Annotated in this window: 18 protein-coding genes; 11 read left to right on the forward strand and 7 right to left on the reverse strand. The window is 66.7% G+C overall.

The genetic code is table 11. The features are described from left to right. Positions 1–2: 2 nt before the first annotated feature. A complete protein-coding gene (locus tag G5S35_RS03535; RefSeq protein WP_065057335.1) occupies positions 3–422 on the reverse strand; it encodes a PaaI family thioesterase in 420 nt (139 codons plus the stop codon). A 424-nt stretch (positions 423–846) separates the two neighbouring features. Here G5S35_RS03535 and G5S35_RS03540 point away from each other — a divergent pair, with 424 nt between their 5' ends. Then, on the forward strand, positions 847–1473 hold the full coding sequence (locus G5S35_RS03540) for a ParA family protein (RefSeq protein WP_065057336.1): 627 nt from the start codon (positions 847–849) through the stop codon (positions 1471–1473). A 170-nt stretch (positions 1474–1643) separates the two neighbouring features. Here the strand turns inward: G5S35_RS03540 and panD are convergent, their stop codons facing one another. From panD to G5S35_RS03560, 4 genes are all read right to left on the reverse strand, one after another. Continuing rightward, entirely contained in the window at positions 1644–2030 is a 387-nt protein-coding gene (panD, locus tag G5S35_RS03545) for an aspartate 1-decarboxylase (RefSeq protein WP_065057337.1), read from the reverse strand. 89 nt (positions 2031–2119) lie between these two features. Then, a complete protein-coding gene (panC, locus tag G5S35_RS03550) occupies positions 2120–2953 on the reverse strand; it encodes a pantoate--beta-alanine ligase (protein ID WP_065057338.1) in 834 nt (277 codons plus the stop codon). Positions 2954–3252: 299 nt separating this feature from the next. Beyond that, positions 3253–4197, reverse strand: coding sequence for a segregation and condensation protein A (locus G5S35_RS03555; protein ID WP_258365486.1), 945 nt, complete (start codon positions 4195–4197; stop codon positions 3253–3255). Beyond that, positions 4197–4382: a DUF3460 family protein gene (locus G5S35_RS03560; protein WP_065057339.1), complete on the reverse strand. Its 186-nt coding sequence runs from the start codon at positions 4380–4382 to the stop codon at positions 4197–4199. Before G5S35_RS03560 ends, G5S35_RS03555 begins: the two co-directional genes overlap by 1 nt. Positions 4383–4971: 589 nt before the next feature. Here G5S35_RS03560 and G5S35_RS03565 point away from each other — a divergent pair. The 7 genes from G5S35_RS03565 to G5S35_RS03595 all read left to right on the forward strand — a co-directional run bounded on the left by G5S35_RS03565 (position 4972) and on the right by G5S35_RS03595 (position 17843). Beyond that, on the forward strand, positions 4972–6723 hold the full coding sequence (locus tag G5S35_RS03565; RefSeq protein ID WP_080180711.1) for an autotransporter assembly complex protein TamA: 1752 nt from the start codon (positions 4972–4974) through the stop codon (positions 6721–6723). Between the two features lie 5 nt (positions 6724–6728). Beyond that, positions 6729–11312 carry a translocation/assembly module TamB domain-containing protein gene (locus tag G5S35_RS03570; protein ID WP_420874520.1) on the forward strand — a complete coding sequence of 1528 codons (4584 nt, stop codon included), beginning with the start codon at positions 6729–6731 and terminating at the stop codon, positions 11310–11312. A gap of 478 nt (positions 11313–11790) precedes the next feature. Continuing rightward, positions 11791–12336, forward strand: coding sequence for a fimbrial protein (locus G5S35_RS03575; protein WP_065057340.1), 546 nt, complete (start codon positions 11791–11793; stop codon positions 12334–12336). 240 nt (positions 12337–12576) lie between these two features. Then, positions 12577–13329 carry a fimbria/pilus periplasmic chaperone gene (locus G5S35_RS03580; protein ID WP_124261112.1) on the forward strand — a complete coding sequence of 251 codons (753 nt, stop codon included), beginning with the start codon at positions 12577–12579 and terminating at the stop codon, positions 13327–13329. A 180-nt stretch (positions 13330–13509) separates the two neighbouring features. Further along, on the forward strand, positions 13510–16155 hold the full coding sequence (locus G5S35_RS03585; protein ID WP_183038590.1) for a fimbria/pilus outer membrane usher protein: 2646 nt from the start codon (positions 13510–13512) through the stop codon (positions 16153–16155). A 56-nt stretch (positions 16156–16211) separates the two neighbouring features. Further along, the gene (locus tag G5S35_RS03590) at positions 16212–16730 is read left to right on the forward strand and encodes a fimbrial protein (protein WP_110327572.1); all 519 of its coding nucleotides are present in this window, start codon (positions 16212–16214) and stop codon (positions 16728–16730) included. Positions 16731–16781: 51 nt separating this feature from the next. Further along, positions 16782–17843: a fimbrial protein gene (locus G5S35_RS03595; RefSeq protein WP_183038591.1), complete on the forward strand. Its 1062-nt coding sequence runs from the start codon at positions 16782–16784 to the stop codon at positions 17841–17843. Positions 17844–17909: 66 nt separating this feature from the next. Here the strand turns inward: G5S35_RS03595 and metG are convergent, their stop codons facing one another. Together metG and G5S35_RS03605 are read right to left on the reverse strand one after the other, a co-directional pair. Beyond that, positions 17910–20054 carry a methionine--tRNA ligase gene (metG, locus tag G5S35_RS03600; protein WP_065057344.1) on the reverse strand — a complete coding sequence of 715 codons (2145 nt, stop codon included), beginning with the start codon at positions 20052–20054 and terminating at the stop codon, positions 17910–17912. A gap of 509 nt (positions 20055–20563) precedes the next feature. Beyond that, a complete protein-coding gene (locus tag G5S35_RS03605; protein WP_065057345.1) occupies positions 20564–21217 on the reverse strand; it encodes a YiaD family glycine zipper/OmpA-like lipoprotein in 654 nt (217 codons plus the stop codon). A gap of 330 nt (positions 21218–21547) precedes the next feature. Between G5S35_RS03605 and apbC the strand changes: the two genes are divergently transcribed. From apbC to dcd, 3 genes are all read left to right on the forward strand, one after another. Then, complete coding sequence (apbC, locus tag G5S35_RS03610; protein WP_065057346.1) at positions 21548–22636, forward strand: iron-sulfur cluster carrier protein ApbC; 1089 nt, start codon at positions 21548–21550, stop codon at positions 22634–22636. 182 nt (positions 22637–22818) lie between these two features. Continuing rightward, a complete protein-coding gene (locus tag G5S35_RS03615) occupies positions 22819–23355 on the forward strand; it encodes a superoxide dismutase family protein (RefSeq protein ID WP_065057347.1) in 537 nt (178 codons plus the stop codon). Between the two features lie 355 nt (positions 23356–23710). Further along, positions 23711–24280: a dCTP deaminase gene (dcd, locus tag G5S35_RS03620; RefSeq protein WP_065057348.1), complete on the forward strand. Its 570-nt coding sequence runs from the start codon at positions 23711–23713 to the stop codon at positions 24278–24280. Positions 24281–24309 lie beyond the last annotated feature (29 nt).

The following is a 24309-nucleotide window of genomic DNA, read 5'->3' on the forward strand; positions in this document are numbered from 1 at the left end:
AGTCAGTACAACACCATCTGCGTGCAGCGGAACAGCGCGGTGGTCCTGCCGTCCGGGCCGGTCACGGTGGCGTCCCAGATCTGCGTGCTGCGGCCCAGATGCACGCCCGTCGCGACCACGCTCAGCGTGCCTTCGCGCGCCGTGCCGACGAAGTTGCTCTTGAGTTCGACGGTCGTGAAGTTCTTCGCCGTAGGCGGCAGATGCGCGTAGCAACCGTAGCCGCAGGCCGTATCTGCGAGACCAATCACGGTGGCGGCGTGCAGGAAGCCGTTGGGCGCAAGCAGATTGCTGCGGATATCGAGCTCGGCGCGCAGGATGCCTTGCTCGAGCGCCACCGCGCGAAATCCGAGCAGGTCGGGCAGCCGGCCTTGCTGGCGCTCGTGCAGGGAGGCGAGGGTGATCTCGGGGCGCAGCGTGCTCATGGGGCATGTCTCCTTGGATGGGGGGTGAAGTGAAGTCGAGGCAAGGCCGGAGCCCGGCCAGGCGGGGCGCCGCAACGGTTTTCATGCGGTCCGGATGCGCTCGGAAAGCCGGGTTGAGGCTCGATGCTGCGCCACCCTGACGCCGTCGGGGGCTTCGGCGCCACGGCATTTGCCGATATTATCGGACGGTTGCGCTGCTGCGCGGCCGGCTTTGCAGACGGCTCCAGGCCACGCGGCGCGACCGTGGGGCGCCTGGCGGCGGCCCGCAAGCGTGCCGAAGTCCGCGGGATGCGCACTGTCGGTACGAGCTCGCGCACGCTCATATCGGCACGTATAGGCACGTATAGGCACGTATCAACACGCACAAGCAGCAGAATCGGCAAACCGGCTGGCCCGTGTGCCAGCCTTCCTGACGGGAGCATTCATGACGGTGATCGTGGTGGCGAACCCCAAGGGCGGCGTCGGCAAAAGCACGCTGTCCACCAATCTGGCCGGCTATTTCGCGGCGCAAGGCGAGTGGGTCGCGCTCGCCGACCTCGACCGGCAGCAGTCGTCGCATGCGTGGCTCGACCTGCGGCCCGCGACGCTGCCCGCCATCGAGAGCTGGCCGGTCGATCTGGACCATCCACAGAAGCCGCCCAAGGGCCTCGAGCACGCCGTCATCGACACGCCCGCGGGTCTGCACGGCAACCGGCTCGCCACGGTGATCGAACTGGCGGACAAGGTGATCGTGCCGCTGCAGCCGTCCATGTTCGACATTCTCGCCACGAAAGACTTCCTCGACCGGCTGTCGAAGGAAAAGGCGGTGCGCAAGGGCGCGATTCAGGTGGGCGTGGTGGGCATGCGCGTCGATGCGCGCACGCGCTCGGCGGAGCAGTTGCAGCGCTTCGTCGAAGGGCTCGACTTGCCGGTGCTCGGCTATCTGCGCGACACGCAAAACTACGTGCAACTCGCCGCGCACGGGCTCACGCTCTGGGACGTCGCGAAAAGCCGCGTGGAGAAGGATCTGGACCAGTGGCAGCCGATCATCAGCTGGCTCAACGCGAAGTGAGCGCATAAGCGCATAAGCGCACCCGCGCGCCGATCCGCACGCGCCGCCGGAAATGCAAACGGCGCGCAGAACGCGCGCCGTTTGCCGTAGCAAAGCCAGCCAATCTGTTAGTGAGTCACTCAGTCAGCTAGCCAGCCATCGCCCGGAAGCGGATCACAATCCGCCGCCGTTCAGCTCCAGGCCTGGGTCGGCACGTGGTCGCGGCTGCCCTTGATGCGGTTGTTTTCGTCGACGAACACGAGGTCCGGCTTCCAGCCCGCCTTGAGTTCTTCTTCTTCGACGTTCGCGAAGGCCGCGATGATCACAAGGTCGCCCAGTTGCGCGCGGCGCGCGGCCGAACCGTTTAGCGAAATCATGCCGCTGCCGCGTTCGCCCTTGATCGCGTAGGTCGTGAAGCGCTCGCCGTTGTTGATGTTCCAGATGTCGATGCGCTCGTTTTCGACGATGTTCGCGGCTTCGAGCAGATCCTCGTCGATCGCGCACGAACCTTCGTAGTGCAGTTCGCAGTGCGTGACCGCGACGCGGTGGATCTTCGACTTGAGCATGTGGCGTTGCATGGTGCGTCTCCTCAGGCGGACGGGCAGGCAGCCCGCCGCACGGCATTCGATGGGTTGGAACCGGAGCGGATGTCCGAGCGGCGTGGCGCTCAAATTTCCAGGTTGTCGATCAGGCGCGTCGCGCCGAGTTTTGCGGCGGCCACTACGACGAGCGGCGCGCCGGTCTCGCCCGGTGCGGGCGGCAGCAGGTTCGCACGCTTGCGGATCGAGATGTAGTCGGGCTTCCAGCCGCGCGCGGCCAGCGTGGCCATGGCGTCCAGTTCGAGTTGCGGATAATCGTGGCGGCCCGCGAGCACCGACTCGCGAATCGCGCGCAGCACGGCCGCCAGTTGCGGCGCCTCGGCGCGTTCCGGCTGCGTGAGATAGCGGTTGCGCGAGCTGAGCGCGAGGCCGTCGTCGTCGCGCACGGTTTCGGCGGCGATTACTTCGGTCGGCAGCGAGAACTGCTGGCACATCGCGCGCACGATCATCAACTGCTGGTAATCCTTCTTGCCGAACACGGCCACGCGCGGCTGCACGCACGACATCAGCTTCATCACGACCGTGCAGACGCCCTCGAAGAAACCGGGGCGGAATTCGCCTTCGAGAATATCGCCGAGGTTATGCGGCGGATGCACGCGGTATTCCTGCGGTTGCGGGTACATGTCGGCCTCGGTGGGCGCGAACAGCACGTACACGTTTTCCTTCTGCAGCTTCTCGATGTCGTCTTGCAGCGTGCGCGGGTATTTGTCGAAATCCTCGTTCGGCCCGAACTGCAGACGGTTGACGAAGATGCTCGCCACGACCGGATCGCCATGCTGGCGCGCGAGGCGCATCAGCGAGAGGTGGCCTTCGTGGAGGTTGCCCATGGTCGGCACGAACGCGGTGCGGTTTTGGCCGCGCAGCTGGTCGCGCAGTTCCTGAATCGAGCTGATGACTTTCATGATCGGATGCGTTATGCCTCGCGCGGGGCAAGACGTAGGTTGCGGCAACCGGCGCTCGCGCGGGCGAGCCGGCCGGATGGCGTGCCAACCCCTGTCAGGAGCAGGCGCGGGCGATTGTAGAGGATTTGACCGGGCCGCGCAGCGCCTTCGGCTACGGGATTATCCTGGCCCGGCGGCGTGAAATATTGATGGGGACGGAACGTCGCAGGCGCGCGCAGCCGCTTCGCGCGCACCGGGAAGGTGCGTGGCGAAGCGTGATTTTGGCTGCTTGAGCGGAATTTGGCGCGACTTGAACCGGGTTAAACCGGCAGATAGGCGAGGCGCACGTAGATGGGCGCGAACGGCTCGGGCTGGGTGATTTCGATCAGCGATTCGCGCGACAGTTCGAGCATGGCGATGAAGTTCACGACCACGACCGGCACGCCGCGCGTGACGTCGAACAGTTCCGAGAATTCCATGAAGCGTGCGCCCTGGAGCTTGCGCAGGATCGTGCTCATATGCTCGCGCACCGACAGTTCCTCGCGCGAGATCTTGTGGTGCTGCACGAGCTTCGCGCGCTTGATGACGTCGGCCCACGCGGCGCGCAGGTCGACGGCGTCCACGTCCGGGAAGCGCGGCGTGATGCTCTGCTCGATATAGACCTCGGCGCGCATGAAGTCGCGGCCGAGTTGCGGCAGCTTGTCGATGCGCTGCGCGGCGAGCTTCATCTGCTCGTATTCCAGCAGGCGGCGCACGAGTTCGGCGCGTGGATCTTCGGCTTCCTCGCCGGTGTCGGCCTTCTTGACCGGCAGCAGCATGCGCGACTTGATCTCAATCAGCATCGCCGCCATCAGCAGATACTCCGCCGCCAGTTCCAGATTGGTCTTGCGCAGTTGCTCGACGTAGCCGAGGTACTGCACGGTGACCTCCGCCATCGGAATGTCGAGAACGTTGAAGTTCTGCTTGCGGATCAGGTAGAGCAGCAGGTCGAGCGGACCTTCGAACGTTTCGAGGAACACCTCGAGCGCATCGGGCGGGATATAGAGATCCTGCGGCAGCTTGAAAAGCGGCTCGCCGTACAGGCGAGCGAACGCGACGCCGTCGATCGTGTCGGGCGTCGAGTCGGTGGCGGGGGCGGCCAGCGCTTGCGGATTCGCCGGCGCGGCCGGATGGCCGGCCGCGTGCGCCGCGGAATGCGCCGCCTCGGCGCCGGGTGGAGGCGTCAAGGCCTCCTTGGCGCCTTCGGCCCCGTCGGCTTCAGCCATCAGAAGTTCTGGTAGTAGACGTAGGGCGTCTGCTTGACGCGCGACGCCTGCTGGCGCTCGCGTTCGTCGAGGTCGATCGGCTGCTTGTCCCACAGGAGCGAGCGGCCCTTGCGCTGCTGCTCTTCGAGCTGCGGCTTCTGCTGCTTGAGTTGGGTCAGGAACTGGGTGATGTCCGACTGATACATGGCTGACGTCCGTCGAGTGAGGCAGCTGTTTCTGACAGCCGCCGATGTTCGTGTCGGCGGCAATTTTACCGCAAGCGGCGGGCGCGGAACATCCGGGCGGGCGGCGCGTCGAAGGCACGCGATGCGTCTGCGCAGGAAGGGCGGCATTGGCCGTCCGCGTGGCTTGCGGTCCACTTTGCGCCTCGTCCTGGGGTTTTGGAGCGCTGATGTGGTGAAATAGCGCGTTTGGGTCTGCGCGCAGTCCGCGCGGCGGCGCGAGCCGCACGAAAGCAAACCGTAGCGAACCGATGCGAAGCGAACCGCAGCGAACCGCAGCGAAGCGAACCGAAGTGAACGAAATAACGTCTGGAGGTCCTGTTTGGCGGGATGGCTGATCGAAGCATTGCGCGCATGGCGGCGTCCCGTATGGGCGGCGCGGCCGTGGCACGCCGCCCGCCGTGTGGCGGAGCGCGCACAGCGTGACAAACCGCTCGCCACACGCCACTCGACCCACGCTCCCGGCCACGCTATCGCAAAAATCTTCGCGACTTTTTCCGTCAATCGACCCCATCACTTTGCTCGCCGCGTCGCGGCGTGCTTTGCTCTCGGCATGGCGCTGAGCGCGCTGACCGCCACGCCCGCGCACGCGGATCTGGCGAGCCTGCTGCCCTGGTCGCGCGCGCGCACCTATTACGACGTCAAGGTCGACGCCTCGCCGCGCGAACTGCGCAAGCTGCTCGAAGCGCACCTCGACATCGCCCGCTTCGCCACGCGCGCCGACATCAGCGAAGATCAGTTCGAATTCCTCGTCACGGCCACGCCGCAGCAGGTGCGCGATCTCGCGTCCACCGACGGCTATTTCACGCCGGTCGTGCGCACCGACGTCGGCAGCGACGAAAACGGCCGCCGCCATGTGACGGTGAGCGTCGATCCGGGGCCGCGCACGACGATTTCGGCGGTCACGCTCACGTTTCGCGGCCCCGTGCTGACCGAGGACAAGGCGCAGGAAAACGCCACGCGCTTCGCCTTCTCGCTGCACACGGGCGACGCCTTCACGCAGTCCGGCTGGGACGACGCCAAGAACGCGTCGCTGCGGGCCTTGCAGGCGCGGCGCTATCTGGGCGCGAAGATCGCGCGTTCGGAGGCGCGCGTCGATCCGCTCAAGCACGACGCGCAACTGGCCGTCACGTTCGACAGCGGCCCGACCTTCACGATGGGCGCGCTCGACGTGTCCGGACCGCGCCGCTATCCGGAAAAGATCGTGACCGACGTGAATCCGCTGTCGCCCGGCGAGATCTACGACGTCAACCGCGTAACCGAGCTACAGCGTCAGCTCCAGAACACGCCGTACTACGCGAGCGTCGCCATCGACGTCGACGACAACACGCAAAAGCCGCTCAACACGCCGCTGCACGTGAAGGTGAGCGAGTATCCGTACAACAATTTCCGTGGCGGCGTGGGTTATTCGACTGATACGGGCGCGCACGTGCAGGGCTCGTATTCGTATCTCGATACCTTCGGCAAGGCCTGGCCGTTCCAGGTGCAGGGGCGTCTGGACCAGATCCAGCAGTACGGGCAGGTGACCTTGTCGATGCCGCCGGGGCCGCGCGCGTGGACCAACAGCGCGCTCGCGTCCTACACCACGACGGATGTGTCCGACACGCGGATCTACAGCCTGCGCGCGGGCGTGCAGCGCACGCGCACTTCGCAGAACATCGACTACGCGTATTCGCTGCTCTACTACCAGGACCGGCTCGACCAGAACGCCGGGCCGCCGACCACGAGCCGCGCGCTGGTGCCGCAATGGTCGTGGACGCGCCGCAACGTCGACGACCCGCTGTTTCCGCGCTCGGGCAACCTGATTCGCGTGGAGGCGGGTTTCGCCGTGAAGGGCGCGCTCGCCGACGCCACCTTCTTCCGCGGCTACATGCGCGGCCAGCAATACCTGCCGATCGGCCATAGCGACCTCATGCTGTTCCGCGCGGAGCTGGGCGGCGTGTTCACGTCGAGCAGTTCGCAGGATGTGCCCGCGTCGCTGCTGTTCCGCGCGGGCGGCTCGAACTCGGTGCGCGGCTACGGCTTCCAGAGCATCGGTAACGACGTCGACGGCTCGATCTTGCCGGCCAAATATCTCGTGACCGCTTCGGCGGAGTATCAGCACTGGTTCACGCACGACTGGGGCGGCGCGGCGTTCTTCGACGTCGGCACCGCGACCGATACCTGGGGCGAGAAAGTGTTCTATCCGGGCGCGGGTCTCGGCGCGCGCTGGCGCAGCCCCGTCGGCCCGGTCAATCTCGACCTCGCTTACGGCTTCCGCGAACGCCGCGTGCGGCCGTATCTGACGCTGGGGATCGCCTTCTGATGACGATGCGCGCGATCCTTTCCTTCTTGCTGCCCGCCGGTTCGCGAGCCTGGACGCCGATGGCCGCGCCGCCGGGCGGCGGTGCGCCATCGCCGGAATCGCCGCGCGACGAAGATCGCAATGGTGACGCAGCGGGCGAAAGCGGCGAACGTGGCGACACGCCCCCGCCGCCGCGCCGCCCGCGTCGGCTCTGGAAAGCGCTGGCCTGGGCGATTGCCGTGCCGGTGCTGCTGGTCGCGCTCGTCGCGGGACTGCTGTATGGCGTGCTGACGACCGAGCGCGGCACCGCTTACGCGTGGCGCGCGGCCGTGAGGATCCTCGACGGCAAGCTGTCGGGCACCCTCGAAGGCGGCACGCTCGCGAGCGGCGTGCGCTTCTCCAACGTCGCCTGGCGCGGCGGCGACGGCACCACGGCGAGCGTCGATCGCCTCGGCGGCCAGTGGGTGCTGGAGATGCCGCACGGCAAGCCGTGGCGCTTCGTCATCGACTATCTGCATGTGGGCGACGTCGATCTGCGCATCGTGCCGTCGAACGCGCCGTCGTCCGGGCCGATGTCGCTGCCCGACGATCTGCGTCTGCCGCTCGCCATCGACATCCGCGACGTGCAGGTGGACAAGCTCACGCTGCATCAGGGCACGTCGGCGACCGAATTTTCGCGCTTCCAGTTTCATGGCCGCAGCGACGGACGCCATCACGAAGCCGCCGTCGAGCGGCTCGATACGCCGTTCGGCGCGGTGAGCGCCAGCGCGAAACTCGACGGCGTCAAACCGTTCGCGCTCTCGGGCGACGCGGGCTACGCGGGCAAGGTCAACGGCGAGGACGTGCAGGTGAACGCGAGGCTCGGCGGCTCGCTCGAGGCGCTCACCGCGGAGATCGAGGCGACCGGGATGAAGCTCACGGGCCATGCGCACGTGGAAGCGACGCCGTTCGCCGCCGTGCCTTTGCAGCGCGCCACGCTGGCCTTCGATCACGTCAATCCGCAAGCTTTTGCGCCCGGCGCGCCGTTCGCCGACCTCGCGCTGCGCGCGCAGTTGCAGCCGGTGCAGACGGCGCACGGTGGGGCGGCGGCGAGCCCGCAGGCGGTGGCGTCGGCGGTGCGGGCGGCCTCGGCTTCGGTGGCGTCGGCGGCTTCGGTGCCGGCGATGGCTTCGGTTTCCGTGGCGTCGGCGGCGTCCGGTGCAGTGGTCGCTTCGGCGGCTTCCGCGGTGGCGATGGCGTCGGCGCCGGTTGCCGCGTCCGCCGCCGCGGCGCACAGCGACGCGGCCGGTTTCACGGTCGCGGGCAGCGTCTCCATCGTCAACGCGAAGCCGGGCGCCATCGACCAGCAACTGCTGCCGCTGATCGACGCGCACACCGACGTCGTGCTCGACGCCAAGGCGCAGCGCCTCTCGAATCTGAACGTGCGGCTCGTCAAGAACGCGACGATCACGGGCGGCGGCGCGCTGGCGGGCGGCAATGGGCGCTTCGACCTCAAGGTGGCGGGCCTCGACCTCAACGCCATCGAGGCGAGCGTGCTGCCGACGCAGCTGGCGGGTCCGATCGGCGTGCGTCTGAACGGCGACACGCAGAGCGTCACGCTCGATCTCGCCGATCCGAAGGCCGCGCTGCGTCTGCAAGGCAAGATCACGCAGGACCCGGCGCGCCTCTCGTTCAACGACGTGCGGCTGACTTCGGGCGCGGGTCACATCGACCTGTCGGGCGCGCTCAAGCACGACGCGAATTCCAGCTACACGCTGAAGGCGGCGCTCACGAACTTCGATCCGCTCTCGCTCGTGCCGCCCGCGAAGGCGGCGACGGCTGCGAGGTCGACGAAAACCGCGCCGAAGCCGACGAAGTCCACGAAGCCCACAAAGAGCGCGCCGCGCGACGCGACGCAAGCGGCCACGTCCGGCGATGCGCTGAATCCCAAGCGCAATCTCGCGCTCAATCCGTCGCTGAATCCGGCGTTGAATCCCGCGCAGATCGGCGGCGAGCAGGCGCAGGCGCAAAAGCGCGTCGAGAACGACAAACAGACCGTGCAATCCGGCGCAACGCACGCCGCGAATAACGCATCGAGCGACGTGAAGCACCCGGCGCCCAAGCCCAAAACCCCGCCGCGCCCCGCCAACCGCCGCATCGAGGCGCGCGTGAACGGCACGCTGACGGCCACCGGCATGCTCGCGCCCACGCTCACGACCAAGGCCGAGTTCAAGCTCGGGCCGAGCGTCTACGACGACCTGCCGCTCACGGGCGCGGGCCTGATCCAGCTCGCGGGCACGCGCATCCTGCCGAGCCGCGCGAATCTGTCCGTGGCGGGCAATACCGTCGATCTGCAAGGCAGCTTCGGCGCGCGCGGCGACCGTCTGCGTTTCAAGGTCGACGCGCCGCAACTCGACCGGCTCGGTTTCGGCGTCGCGGGCCAGGTGGCGGCGAACGGCGATCTGACCGGCACCTTCGCGCATCCCGATGTCGCGCTCGACTACAAGCTCGACAACGTCGTGTTCGGCGACAACCGCGTTGGCCATGCGCAAGGCCACGCCGAAGCGCACGACGGCGCGAACGGCGCGCTCGCCTTCAACACGGATGCGAGCAACATCGCCGTGGCGGGCGTCGATATCGCCAGCCTCACCGCGCGGCTCTCGGGCACGCGCGCGCATCACACGCTCACGGCCAGCGCGAAGGGCAAGCTGCAAGGCCAGCCGATCGATCTGTCGGTGGCCGCCAACGGCAAGCTCACCGACACGCGCGAGGGCTCGCGCTGGGACGGCACCGTCACGCAGTTGCAGAATCGCGGCGTGCCGGACCTCACGATGCAGTCGCCGCTCACGGTGAGCGCGGGCGCGGGCAAGGTGACGCTGGGCGCGACGCGCATCGTCGCCGAGGGCGCGGCGCTCGACCTCAAGGGTTTCGATCTCGATCACGGCAGGATCCGCTCGGCGGGCTCGCTCACCAACGTCTCGGTGGCGCGCATGATGGCGCTGCGCCAGCAGTTCACGGGCGAGCCGTCGACGCTCAAGACCGACCTCGTGTTCGACGGCGACTGGGACTTCTCGATCGGGCCGACGGCCACGGGCTACGTGCAGCTCAAACGCCGCAGCGGCGACGTCACGGTGGAAATCGGTCGCGGCCTCGCCTCGCTCGGTCTCGGCGACATCAACGCGCGCGCGGCCTTCAGCGGCGGCAACCGGCTGACGCTTGCGGCGCACGCGCAGGCGAGCCGCGTGGGCGTGATCGACGTCGACGCGAACACCACGCTTGCGCCGCGCGACGGCGTGCTCACGGTCGTGGACGAAGCGCCGCTCGGCGGCACGATCAAGGCGAACGTGCCGTCGCTCAAGACCACGGGCGGGCTGCTCGGTCCGAGCTATCTGCTCGACGGCCACCTCGCGCTGCAACTCGCGCTGGGCGGCACGGTCGCGAAGCCCGACCTGACCGGCTCGCTGATCGGCGACGGGCTGTCCGCGACGGTGGTCGATCAGGGCGTGCAACTGAAGGACGGCGTGATTCATATCGCGCTGTCGCACAATCTGGTCGACTTCCAGCAGGTCGAGTTCCACGGCGCGAGCGGCACGCTGCGCGCGACGGGCCGCGTGCGTCTCGACAACGAGGACCCCGATCTCACGGCGAACATCGTTGCCGACAAGCTCGAACTGTTCGCCGCGCCCGATCGCCGCCTGTCGCTCTCGGGCAGCGCGAGCGTCGCCAACGGCGGGCATCTGGGCGGCATGCAGATCGACGGCAAATTCACCGTCGATCACGCGCTGTTCGATCTGCCGGAGTCGGCGGCGCCCTCGCTCGGCGACGACGTCGTGCTCGTGCGTCCCGACGGCACCACGCGCGGCGGTCCGCCGCCGCTCGACGAAACCGCCTCGACGAAACCCGCGCCGCGTTTTGCGCCGCGCGCGAACATCGACATCAATCTCGGCCGCAACTTCCGCTTCCGCGGGCAGGGCGCGGATCTCGGCCTTGCGGGCACCATCACGGCCATGAGCGCGCCGGGCGTGCCGCTGCGCGCCGTGGGCAACGTGCGCGTGACCGAGGGCAGCAGCTATACGGCGTTCGGCCGCAAGCTCAACATCGAGAACGGCTTTTTCACGTTCAACGGGCCGGTGGCGAATCCGGGCATCAACATTCTGGCGATGCGGCGCAACCAGCAGGTCGAGGCGGGCGTGTCGGTCACCGGCACGGTGCAGGCGCCGGTCGCGAAGCTGGTGTCCGAGCCGAACGTGACCGACAACGAAAAGCTCTCCTGGCTGCTGTTCGGCCACGGCACCGACCAGGGCAACAACCTCGGCCAGCAGAGCGCGATGACCACGGCGCTGGCGCTGCTCGGCAGCGCGCAGGGCAAGCGCATCGCGCAGAGCATCGGGCTCGACGAGTTCTCGATCGGCCGCTCGGACGTGGGCCTGACCGACCCGCAGGTGGTGATGCTGTCGAAGGCGATCAACGAGCGGCTCGTGATCGGCTACGAGCAGGGCTTGCAGTCGGCGGCGAACGCGATCAAGGCAACCATCAACTTCTCGCGTTACTGGTCGGTGTCCGTGTACGGCGGCACTTTCAATGGCGCGGACATCAACTACACGCGTCGCTTCGACCGCATTCGCTGGTAGCCGCGAGGCGCGGGCTTCGGCCCGCGCCCACGCCTCGCTGTGCTCCTGGCGGTGCTCCTGGCAGGACGCCTGGCTGTGCGCCGGAAACCGCCCCGCATGCGACGCCGCAATTCTTCCTTCCTCGTTTGACCCAGATCGACCGGGCCTCTGAACATCGCCTGTCAGACGGTCGCGTCGACGTGTCGAAATCCCCCACGTTTATCGGCGAAATTTCTCACGCGCAGGGGAAATTTCAAGCGATTCACTTATAGAAAACCTTTTGTTTAAGACAAATCTTATGGATTGGTCTGAACGCTAAGGCAAAAATGGCGCTGCGTTCAATTGAGGGTGGATCCCTCACTCACGTCCCCGGCAACGAGGCTGAGCGCATTACTTTCTAGCGTGAGAGACCCGCCCTTCTGGGCATTTCGTTTTAAAAAAAGGAGTCCTGATCAAAATGAGTCGGGACGATCTAAACGCTGTCACTGGAGTGCAATAAATGAACAAGTATGCAATTACCCTGATCGCCTCGGTGCTGGGTCTGGCTGCCGCGGGCGCGCATGCGGCGGATGTCGGCGACGGCACGCTGACGATCAACGGCAAGCTGACCGCCGCGACCTGCACCGTCAGCGGCAACGGTCAGGGCAAGGACTTCACGGTCACGCTGCCGACGCTGTCGGCGCAAACGCTGTCGTCGGCGGGCGCGACCGCGGGTTCGACCGGCTTCTCGATCGCGCTGACGAACTGCACGCCGGCGACCGGCAACGTGCATACGTTCTGGCAGTACGGCGCGAACACGCTGGCCGACGGCAATCTGAAGAACAACGGCAGCGCGGGCAACGTCGAAGTCCAGCTCGTCGACTACAACGGCACGCCCGCGACGATCGACGTGAGCAAGGCCGACGGCGCGCAGAATTCGCAAACGGCCGCGATCGCGAGCGGCGCGGCGAACCTCAAGTACGCGGCGCAGTACGTCTCGCCGGCCGGCTCGGCCACCGCGGGCGACGTGACGACCAGCGTCACGTACTCGATGAGCTACCAGTAAGCCGTGTTAGCGGCGCGGGGCGCGTTCCGCAGGGAAACGGCCCCGCCCCGCGCGTGCGGTGAGCACCGCAAGCTCAAGCCTGGCGTGGAGCGTGCGGATCGGATCGGTGCTGGCGTCGATGTCGAGGGCGCAGGGTATTGATCAGTACAACGATTGAATCCGCCCGAGCGCCGGCCGGTGCCCGATGTCGCGTGCGCGGCGTCGCGAATCGAAGGCCGCAGGTCTTCCCAAGGTCATCAAGTGAATATTCAACCTTTCTCCAAGCTGCTGTCGCGTGTCGTGTGCGCGGGACTGATCGTGGCGGGGGCGCTGGCGCCGCTCGAATCCGGCGCGTCGATCGTCATCGGCGGCACGCGCGTGGTGTACAAGTCGTCCGATAGCGAGGTCACGGTCAAGCTGTCGAACGCGGGCGAGCAGCCTGCGTTGACCCAGGTCTGGCTTGACAAGGGCGACCCGCACGCCGATCCGTCCACGCTCGATCTGCCGTTCATGATCACGCCGCCGATGTCGCGCATCGATCCGGGCAAAGGGCAGACGGTGCGCGTGCTCTACACGGGCGAGCCGCTGGCGAAGGATCGCGAAACGGTGTTCTGGCTCAACGTGCTGGAAGTGCCGCCCAAGCCGACCGCCGCGCAGGCCGGCGCGAACTACGTGCAGCTTGCCTTTCGCTCGCGCATCAAATTCTTCTTTCGCCCGGACGGTCTGCCGGGTAGCGCCGACGATGCGCCCGGCAAGCTCGTGTGGCGTCTCGATACGGCAAGCGCCAAACCGGCGCTGACGGTGGCGAATCCCACGCCGTACCACATCACGATTATCGAAGCGCATGTGGGCGCCGAGCCCAATGCGCCGACCTTCGACGAAGGCACGATGGTGGAGCCGGGCGGCCAGCAGACGCTGCGGCTCTCGGGGCCGGTCCGCGCCGGCGCGAAAGTCATGTTCACGACGATCAACGACTACGGCGGTCCCGTCCACCACGAAGCGACCTTGCCCTGATCGGCGAGGGTCCCTCATCGGGCCGCCGGAGATGGTGTCCGCCGGCCTGTCCTGTTCACCGAACTGCTCGCTGACCACACCCACGCACCCCGCACGCGAGCGCGCGCTGGGCAGGGCTTCGCTTTGCCTGTTTTTAGCCTGATTTCGCCGGCTTTGGCCTGCTTGCCGCACCTCATCATAATGAACGACAACACGCACAATCAGCCCGTCACGGCGTCCCGGGGCGACGGGTATCGGCTGACGCCGCTCGCTGCCGCCGTGTTCGCACTGGCTTCCAGCAGCGCCCTCGCGGACGTGACGCCGGGCGGCGACGAGCTGGCCGTGGCGGCCGCCGCCGCGACGAACCCGTCGGCGCCCGCTACCGCCAACGTCGAATTCAACGAGCAATTTCTCTCGGGCGCGGGCGCGCGGAACCTCGACATCAGCCGCTTCAATGCGGGCAATGCCGCCGCGGCGGGCGAGTATCGGGCCGCGGTCTATGTGAATCAGGTCTGGGTCGGCGTCAACGACGTCTCGCTCGCCGAGATCGACGGACACAAGGACAACGTCCAGCCCGTGGTCGATCGCGATCTGCTCGAACGCATGGGCGTCGATCCGCGCCGCCTGAGCGACGCGGCGCGCACACGGATCGAAGCGGCGGGATCGCGCGGCATCGCCACGTTGCCGGAACTGATCCCCGGGGCGGCGGCCACGTTCGACATGGGCGAGCAGCGTCTCGACGTGAGTCTGCCGCAGGCGGTGCTCAATCGCAGCGCGCGCGGCTGGGTGGACCCCGCCTACTGGGACGACGGCATCAACTCGGCGATGCTGCAATACAACGCCAACGTGTTCCACACGAACGGCATCGGCCCGGCGAGCACCCAGAGCTACCTCGGCCTGACCGGCGGGATCAACGCCGGACCGTGGCGCTTCCGTTACAACGGCAACGTCACCAGCACGACGGGGCAGGGCACACACGTCCAGTCGCTTCAGACCTACCTGCAGCGCTCGATCGTCCCGCTCAAGAGCGAACTCACGCTCGGCGATTCGTACACGGACGGCAGCATATTCGACAGTTTCGGCGTGCGCGGCGTGCAACTCGCGACCGACGACCGCATGTACCCGGAATCGCAGCGCGGCTATGCGCCGACCGTGCGCGGCTTCGCCAACTCGAACGCGCGGGTGCAGGTCCGGCAGAACGGCAACATCATCTACGAGACGACGGTTGCGCCCGGCCCGTTCCAGATCGACGATCTCTACGCGACCGGTTACGGCGGCGACCTTCAGCTCGTGATTACCGAGGCGGACGGCAGCCAGCGCGTCTCCGCCGTGCCGTACTCCGCGCCGGTCAATGCGTTGCGCGAGGGCCGCTGGCGCTATAGCGCCGCCATGGGCCTGTATCGCGCCTCGTTCTCCGAGCATGCGCCGTTCGTGTTCGAAGCAAACGTGCAGCACGGCTTGAACAATCTGGTCACGTTGTACGGCGGGCTGATCGCCTCGGAAAAGTATCTGTCCGGCGCGGCGGGCGTGGCGCTGAACACGCCGCTCGGCGCATTCGGTTTCGACGTCACCGAAGCGGCCACGCAGTTCCGCACGCTGCCCAGCCGCAGCGGGCAAAGCCTGCGCCTGTCGTACTCGCGCATCATCGCGCCGACCAACACCAACATCACCCTGGCCGCCTATCGCTATTCGACGAGCGGCTTCCTTTCCCTGCCGGACGCGGTGAACCTGCACGACCTCGATGCGCGCGGGCTGGCGTTCTCGGCGAGCGGCCTCCAGAAGGGACGGGTGCAGGTCACGCTGAACCAGAGCCTCGGCAGTCTCGGCTCGTTCTATCTGTCGGGCTACACGCAGAACTACTGGAACAGGAGCGGGCGCGATACCTCGTACCAGTTCGGCTACAACACGCTGCTCAGGCGCGTGGGCATCGGCGTGTCCGCGTCGCGCGATCTCGATGTGTCGAACCGGCGCTGGGACAACCGCCTGATGCTGAACGTCACGGTTCCGCTGAATCTCGGCTCGTCGATCGGTACGTCGAACACGGCGTTCGTTCACGACACGCGTGACGGCAGCGACCAGTTGCAGGAAAGCTTCAGCGGCGCGTTCGGCAAGAACTACGAAGTCAACTACGGCGTGACGGCGGCCCACACCTTCGGCGGCCCGACGGGCAGCAACAGCAGCATCAGCGCCAACGGCGGCTATCTGGGCCCGTACACGCAACTGCGCGCGAACGCGAGCCATGCGAACGGCTACACGCAGGTGGGCGCGGGCATGTCGGGTTCGCTCGTCGCCTGGCCGGACGACGGCCACGGGCGCGGCGGCGTGGCCGTGACGTCGCAAACCGGCGACACCTTCGCCGTGATCGACGCGAAGGACGCGGCGGGCGCGCGGATCGCCAGCGCGCCGGGCGTGCGTGTCGACCCGTTCGGTCATGCCGTCGTCGCGGGCATGAATCCCTACGAGCAGAACACCGTCGAGATCGATCCGAAGGGCCTGTCGCTCGGCGTCGAACTCAAGAACACGGAGCAGCACTTCGCGCCGAGCGCGGGCGCGGTCGTCAGACTCAACTTCGAGACCGTCAATCGCGGCAAGCCGTTGCTGCTGCGCGTGAAGCACAGCGGCGGCGTCATTCCGCTCGGCGCGCAGGTGTTCGACGCGGGCGGCAACAACGTCGGCTCGGTCGCGCAAGGCGGGCGGGTGCTCGTCTACAGCAAGGCGCAGGCGGGCGAGTTCGCCGTCAAGTGGGGCGACGGCGCGCAGCAGACCTGCAAGGTGTCGTACTACGCGGCACGCGAGAAGCCGGAGAAAGCCGGCGCCTACGAGCCGGTCGACGCCGAGTGCCGGTAAGGCTCCCCCCGGGGCGCCCGATTGGCGAACAACCACCATCACGTAACGAAACAGCTATGAATCCACTCAGAATGTTCGCGGCCGTCGCGGCCCTGGGCTTCGCCGCGCAGGCGCAGGCGGCGGACGTCACGCTCAGCTTCACGGGCAACATCATCGTGCCGACCTGTACGGTCGACAGCACGACCGCCAATCAGACGATTCCGCTGACCACGGCGTCGTCGTCGGATTTCGCGAGCGTCGGCAGCACGCAACTGCCCGCGGCGTTCAACCTCAAGCTCAAAAGCTGTACGGCCGGCGCGGGCGTGAGCATGACGGTCAGCGGCACGAGCGACACCGTCACCAGCGTGCTCAAGAACACCGGCACCGCGACGGGCGTCGGCGTGCAACTGCTGCTCGGTTCGAGTGTCGGCGCAACCACGGGGACGGCCATCGCGCTCAATGCGCTACAGAGCGTCGGCACGGTCGACGCGACCAACGCGATGACGATCCCGATGGTGGCGCAGTACTACCGTCTCGGCACGATGACGGCGGGCACCGTGGCCGCGGCGGCGACGGTCAATTTCACATACAAGTGAGCGGCGTGAGCGTGCCGCTTCCGGGCGGTGCGCCTGTTTCGAGGTGAAGTCATGTTTGTGATACGAATCGCGGCATGGGCGTTGACCCTGCTGACGGCGATGGCCGTGCGCGGCCGCGCCCGAACCGGCGCGCGCGCCGTCCCGAAGCTGCTGTGCGCGGCCGGAGTGCTGCTGGCGCTGTCGCCCGGCGCCTGGGCGTCCTGCGTCGTGGTGGGCGGCGCGCCAGGCGTCTTCGCGTTCTCCTTCAATTTCCCGGCCTTCGATCCGACTGTTGCGGACGGGACGACACTCGCGACCTCGACCGTAGCGGCTTCGGCTGCGATCGAAGTCGACTGCACGACGGGCGGCAACAACACGTATTTCGGCACGGCGGGAACGGGGGCGCAGGCGTCGGTCGGGCAGTACGGCGAGTACGCCACGGGCATCCCCGGAATCGGTGTCATCCTGAGCTTCGCGTCGGGGCAATTCCCCATCACGAGGAGCTTCAGTTACCAGGTGAACTTTGTGTACCGCCCGACGCTGACGGCCACGCTGATCAAGACCGGCGACATCACCGCCGGCGGCATGCTGACCGGAGAGTTCGGACAATGGTGGATCTCGCAAACCACGGGCTCGCCGCTCTTTGCCTTCAGCCTGCGATACAACGGGGCGCTGAGCGTGATCCCGAAAGTGCCGACCTGCACGGTGAGCACCAAGTCGGTATCGGGCAACCTCGGTCCGGTGTCGAGCGGCGCCTTTGCCGGAGCCGGTTCGACCGCAGGCGCGGCGTCGGCCAATGTGCAACTGTCGTGCAGCGGAGGCGTGACCGGCTCGACCACGAAACTCTACGCGACCATGACGGACGCCACGGCGCCCGCCAACCGCACCAACCAGTTGTCCCTGACGCCGACGTCGACAGCGAAGGGCGTCAAGGTGCAGTTGAGCTACAACGGCCAGGTGCTGGCGTATGGCGCGGATTCGGCGGTGGCCGGCAACGCGAATCAGTTCTTCGTGTCGGCGGCCCAGAACGGCACTGTCACGATACCGATCGTCGCGAAATACGTGGCGACGGGCGACCCCATCGTCGCGGGCACCGCCAACGCAACAGCGACCATGACGATGAGCTATCAGTAAGCGGCGCACAAAAGAAAACACCCCTGAAACAGGGGTGTTTTTTCATGCCGCGGTGGTACGCCGAACTTAGCGCACGCGCATGCCGGGCTTCGCGCCGCTGTGCGGTTCGAGGATGTAAAGACCCGGTTCGGACTTCTCGTCCTTCGCGGACGCCGCGAGCACCATGCCTTCGGACATGCCGAACTTCATCTTGCGCGGCGCGAGGTTCGCGACCATCACCGTCAGCTTGCCCTTGAGGTCTTCCGGCTTGTAGGCCGAACGGATCCCCGAGAACACGTTGCGCGTCTTTTCTTCGCCGACGTCGAGCGTGAGTTGCAGCAGCTTGTCCGAGCCTTCGACGATGTTGCAGTCGACGATCAGCGCCACGCGCAGGTCGATCTTCGCGAAGTCGTCGATCGAAATGGTTTCCGGCGTTTCGGGCTCGGCCTTCTTCGCTTCCTTCGCGGCCTTCGACTTCTTGTTCGCATCGGCGGCAGCGGCGGGCGCGGCGTCGGTCGCTTGCAGCGAGTCGCGGTTCGCGGCCAGCAGCGCTTCGACCTGCTTCGGATCGACGCGCGTCATCAGATGCTTGTACGCGTTGATCGGCTGCTGCGAGGACAGCGCGGTGTTCGCGTCGGCCCACGTGAGCGGCGCGATCGAGAGGAATTCCTCGACGCCTTGCGCGAGCTGCGGCAGCACCGGCTTGAGCGCGAGCGACAGCAGACGGAACGCTTCGAGGCTGACGCTGCAGGTTTCATGCAGCGCGACCGCGTTGGCCGGATCCTTCGCCTGTTCCCACGGCTTGGCCGTGTCGACGTAACCGTTCACCGCGTCGGCGAGTTCCATCGTCTGACGCAGCGCTCGGTTGTACTCGCGCGCCTCGTAGTTCGCGGCGATCTGCGGAATCGCGGCGCGCAGTTGCTGCAGCAGCGGATGATGCATCGCGCTGTCCTGCACGCGGCCGTCGAAACGCTTGATCAGGAAGCCCGCCGCGCGGCTCGCGATGTTGATGTACTTGCCGACGAGGTCGCTGTTCACGCGCGCCTGGAAGTCTTCGAGGTTCAGGTCGAGATCTTCCATCGTGCTGTTGAGCTTCGCCGCGAAGTAGTAGCGCAGCCACTCGGGGTTCAGGCCCGTCGTGACGTAGCTTTCCGCGGTGATGAAGGTGCCGCGCGACTTCGACATCTTCGCGCCGTCCACCGTCAGGAAGCCGTGTGCGAACACGTTCGTCGGCGTGCGATGGCCCGAGAACTCCAGCATCGCCGGCCAGAACAGCGTGTGGAAATACAGGATGTCCTTGCCGATGAAGTGGTACTGCTCGGTTTTCGTGCCGGGCTTGACCCACGCGTCGAAGTCGAGCCCGCGCTGTTCGCACAGGTTCTTGAAGCTCGCGTAGTAGCCGACCGGCGCGTCGAGCCACACGTAGAAGTACTTGCCCGGCGCGCCCGGAATCTCGAAGCCGAAGTACGGCGCGTCGCGCGAGATGTCCCAGTCGGCGAGCTTCGATTCGCCCGCGTCGCCGAGCCATTCGCGCATCTTGTTGGTCGCTTCCGGCTGTGCGAGTCCCGCCACCCAGCCGCGCAGGAATTCTTCGCAGCGCGAGTCGGAAAGACGGAAGAAGTAGTGCGTCGAGGTCTTGCGGATCGGCGTGGCGCCCGACACGACCGAGTACGGATTCTTCAGATCGGTCGGTGCGTAGGTCGAGCCGCAGACTTCGCAGCTGTCGCCGTACTGATCCTTCGCGCCGCACTTCGGGCACTCGCCCTTGATGAAGCGGTCCGGCAGAAACATGTTCTTGACCGGATCGTAGGCCTGCTCGATATCGCGCGTTTCGATGAAACCGGCTTCCTTGAGCGCCAGATAGACGGACTCGGACAGCACGCGGTTCTCGTCCGAATCGGTCGAGTAGTAGTTGTCGAACGACACGCCGAAGCTGTCGAAATCGCGCTTGTGTTCCTGCCAGACGCGCGCGATCAGCTGCTGCGGCGTGAGGCCTTCCTTCTCGGCGCGCAGCATGACGGGCGTGCCGTGCGTGTCGTCGGCACCGACGTAATAGACCTCGTGGCCGTGCATTCGCAGCGCGCGAACCCAGATGTCCGTCTGGATGTACTCGACCAGGTGGCCGATATGGATCTGGCCGTTGGCGTAAGGCAGAGCAGACGTGACGAGAATCTGGCGGCGTCCCTGGACGGCAGGCGCGCCGGCGGCGAGGTCGGTAGAGGGTGCTGACATAAGTGGATGGAAGTCCGATGTTGCGGGGGGAAAGGGCGATTTTAGCAGGGCGGCCGGTCCGCGCGGTCGGCTGCCGGATGGCGCGGACGAAAGCGGGCTCAGGCGGGCCGACGCTCAACCGTGGCGCGCGGATCCGGGCGGACGGCGCGTTACGGCGTGCGCTCCAGTCTGCGACCCGATGCGCGAGGCATCGGCATGACGAAATCGAGGGGCAAAAAAAACCGGGGCAGGATGGCCCCGGAGCAACAACGACAAGAGGAGAATGGTGACGCGGCGGCGTCGCCGCACACGTACCGTAAAGACAGACAGCACCTTTCAACGAGAGTTCGAAATTTTTTTAACTTTCCCGGCGAGCGTCGCGGCGCGACGGGCTGAGCGCCCGGCTGGCGGGGCGTTGGCGTGATCGGCGTTCATCTGCGGAAATAAAAACGGGACAGCGAAGCCGCTGTCCCGTTGGTGTGTCACTTATTTATGGCGCTAATTTCTGGCGCGCCATGCGCCGCGCGAGCTTAGCCGCCCTGATGCTGCGCCGTTGCACGCAGATAGATTTCCACGCGACGGTTCGCGGCGCGGCCGGCTTCGGTGCTGTTGTCGGCGATCGGTTGCGTGTCGCCACGGCCTTCGGCCGCCATGCGCTGCATCTGGATGCCGCGCGAGGCGAGGTAGTTCACGACGCTCTGTGCACGGTTGACCGACAGCGTCTGGTTGTACGCCGGCTGGCCGGTGTTATCCGTATGGCCGACGACCTGCGCGACCACTTCCGGGTTCTGTTGCAGCGTCTGCGCAACCTGGTCGAGCACCGGCGCGAACGTCGGCTTGATGGCGTAGCTGTTCGTGTCGAACGTCACGTTGCTCGGGATGTTGAGCTTGAGCGAGCCGTCCGGCTGCTCGGTGATCTGCGTGCCCGTGCCCTTGGTCGCGCCCGAGAGCTTGTTCTTGATGTTCTGCCAGTTGTAGCCGGTGACGCCGCCGACCAGCGCACCCGCGCCAGCGCCGATTGCCGCGCCCTTGCCGCCGCCGAAGATCGCGCCGATGGCGGCGCCCGTGCCGGCGCCGACGCCGGTGCCGAGCGCCGTGTCGGTGCCCTGCTGGGTCGCGCAGCCGGCGACGAGCGCACCGGCGACGGCGAAGACGGACAGGCGGGTCAAGATTCTTGTGTTCATTTTCAATCCTTCCTCTCTGGAGTGGAACGTGACGGCTGCGTGCGCTTCCTGTGGGCCCCGATTGCAGTCAGGGTCTTCAAACGACGCGCCGCGGCAGCTACTACAATGACGGCTTGAGGGCTGGCTTGCGCCGTTGTCGCATCTGATGCATCCGGTACACCTGCTGCTCGGCGGCCGCTTGACACAGGCGCGCGCGGTTCAGGATAACCGTTGCCGCGAAGCGTGCCTTGTCGCAGACAATTGCGCAATCCAGCTTAACAATTTCTTTCGATTTCCGGCGTCTGCGCGGCCTGATGCCGCTTGCGCCGGGACATTCCCCACGGAGTTTCAATGAGCATAGATCGGGCTTTGGTCGACGCCGCGCTCGCGGCCCTCGCGGATCCCAACACGGGCAAGCCGTACACGGTCGCCAAAGGCGTGCGCAACGTCACGATCGACGGCGACACGGTGGGCGTCGAGATCGTGCTCGGCTACCCGGCGAAGAGCCAGTACGACGCGGTGCGCGCGCAGGTCGAAGCCGCGCTGGCCGCCGTGCCGGGCGTCGCATCGAGCCGCGTGAACGTGCGTCACGAAGTGGCCGCGCATACGGTGCAGCGCGGCGTGAAGCTGCTGCCGAACGTGAAGAACATCGTGGCCGTGGCGTCGGGCAAGGGCGGCGTCGGCAAGAGCACGACCGCCGTGAACCTCGCGCTCGCGCTGGCGGCCGAGGGCGCCTCGGTGGGCGTACTCGACGCGGACATCTACGGCCCGTCGCTGCCGATGATGCTCGGCATCGAAGGCCGCCCCGAGTCGCCGGACGGCCAGTCGATGAATCCGCTCGAAGGCCACGGCGTGCAGGCCAATTCGATCGGCTTTCTCGTCGATCAGGACAACCCGATGGTCTGGCGCGGCCCGATGGCCACGTCCGCGCTCGAACAGCTGCTGCGGCAGACCAACTGGCGCGAGCTGGACTATCTGGTGGTCGACATGCCGCCGGGCACGGGCGACATCCAGCTCACGCTCTCGCAGCGCGTGCCGGTCACGGGCGCCGTGATCGTGACGACGCCGCAGGACATCGCGCTGCTCGACGCCAAGAAGGGCCTCAAGATGTTCGAGAAAGTGGGTATTCCGATTCTCGGCATCGTCGAGAACATGGCTGTGCACGTCTGCTCGAACTGCGGCCACGCCGAGCATATCTTCGGCGCGGGCGGCGGCGAGCGCATGGCGAAGGAGTACGGCGTCGAGGTGCTGGGCAGCCTGCCGCTCGATATCTCGATCCGCGAGCAGGCCGATTCGGGCCAGCCGACCGTGGTCGCGGATCCGGCCGGGCAGGTCGCGTCGACCTATAAGGCGATCGCGCGCCGCGTGGCCATTCAGATCGCCGAACGCGCCCGCGACATGACCTCGAAGTTCCCGACCATCGTCGTGCAGAACACCTGATCGACGGCGGCGTTCGCGCGATTCTTCGCATCGCTTGCTGAGCAAGGCCTGCGGCGGCACGCAACGTGCTCGCCGCCGTGCTCATGCAAGGCCCGCGAGAGCGCGTGCGCGCGGTATCATGTGGGCTTCATGGGTCCGGATCGACGGCCGCAGGGGCGGCCGCGAGACGGCAAGAGGATCGCATGGTTAAACGGAACGACAGGAACGCGGTAGACGCAGTCGTGCTGGCCGTGGTTGCGTGTGCGCTGCTGGGCGGCTGCACGAGCTTCATGGGGCAGCAGGACAAGCGCGCAGGCGCGCAGGTGCTGCCCACGGTCGGCAGCCAGGTGCGCGGGACCGTGTCCTTCGTCGAGCGTTCGGACGGCGTGCAGGTGAGCTACAACCTCGCCGGCCTGCAACCGGACAGCGACCATGCGCTGCAGGTACACGAGCGCGGCGACTGCAACGCCGCCGACGCCTCCAGCGCGGGCGCCGTGTTCGCGCCCGCGGCCGACCGGCTCAAGGCCGGCGCGCGCGTGGAAGGCGACCTCGGCAATATTCATGCGGATTCGAACGGCGTAGCTATCGGCTTCATCGTCGCGCCGGATGTTTCGCTCGACGGCGTGCGCTCGGTCATCCAGCGCGCGGTGATCGTGCATCACGACGCCATCGACCCGTATGCGTATCCGCAGCGCGGCACCGGCGCGGCGATCGCGTGCGGCGTCATCAAGGCGCAGTAAGCCGACGCGAATCGCTGCAAGCCGCCCCAAGCCGCCCCAAGCCGCCCGGCCCGAAGTCCCCGCCAGGCTGCGGATTGGCACGATTCCCGCCCGACTCACACGTGATCCGCGCCCGCCCGAAGCCGTCCTCGCAAACAACGCTTGCATTGCAGCGCCCGAGCGCGCATGATGCGCCGCGGCAAGCCCTGCGGCGCCCGCGTAGATGCGCCTCGTGGCGCACTTCCCGGCACGCCGGTTGACATCGCGTAAAATAGTCGCCTTTCGCGAGCGGCCCGCCCGTCGGCCCGTTCGCGCGGCTTTCCCCCGGGTCGCGGCCCGGGGTTACATCCCCGTTTTTTCTGGACCGTAGCGAAACATGGCAATCAAATCCGACAAGTGGATCCGGCGCATGGCCGAAGAGCAGAACATGATCGAGCCGTTCGTGCGCGACCAGGTCCGCACGTCGGAAGACGGCCGCAAGATCGTGAGCTACGGCACCTCGAGCTACGGCTACGACATCCGCTGCGCCGACGAATTCAAGATCTTCACGAACATCAATTCGACCATCGTCGATCCGAAGAATTTCGACGAGAAGTCGTTCGTGGACTTCAAGGGCGACGTCTGCATCATCCCGCCGAATTCGTTCGCGCTGGCGCGCACGGTCGAGTATTTCCGCATTCCGCGCAACGTCCTGACGGTCTGCCTCGGCAAATCGACCTATGCGCGTTGCGGCATCATCGTGAACGTCACGCCGTTCGAACCCGAGTGGGAAGGCTACGTGACGCTCGAATTCTCGAATACGACACCTTTGCCTGCGAAAATCTACGCGAACGAAGGCGTGGCTCAAGTGCTCTTCTTCGAGAGCGACGAGATCTGCGAAGTGTCGTACGCCGACCGCGGCGGCAAGTATCAAGGCCAGCACGGCGTCACGCTGCCGAAGACCTGAGTTCGAGCGCAAACCCACTCCGGCTTCAA

The organism is Paraburkholderia tropica, assembly GCF_014171495.1.
Classification (GTDB): Bacteria; Pseudomonadota; Gammaproteobacteria; order Burkholderiales; family Burkholderiaceae; genus Paraburkholderia; species Paraburkholderia tropica.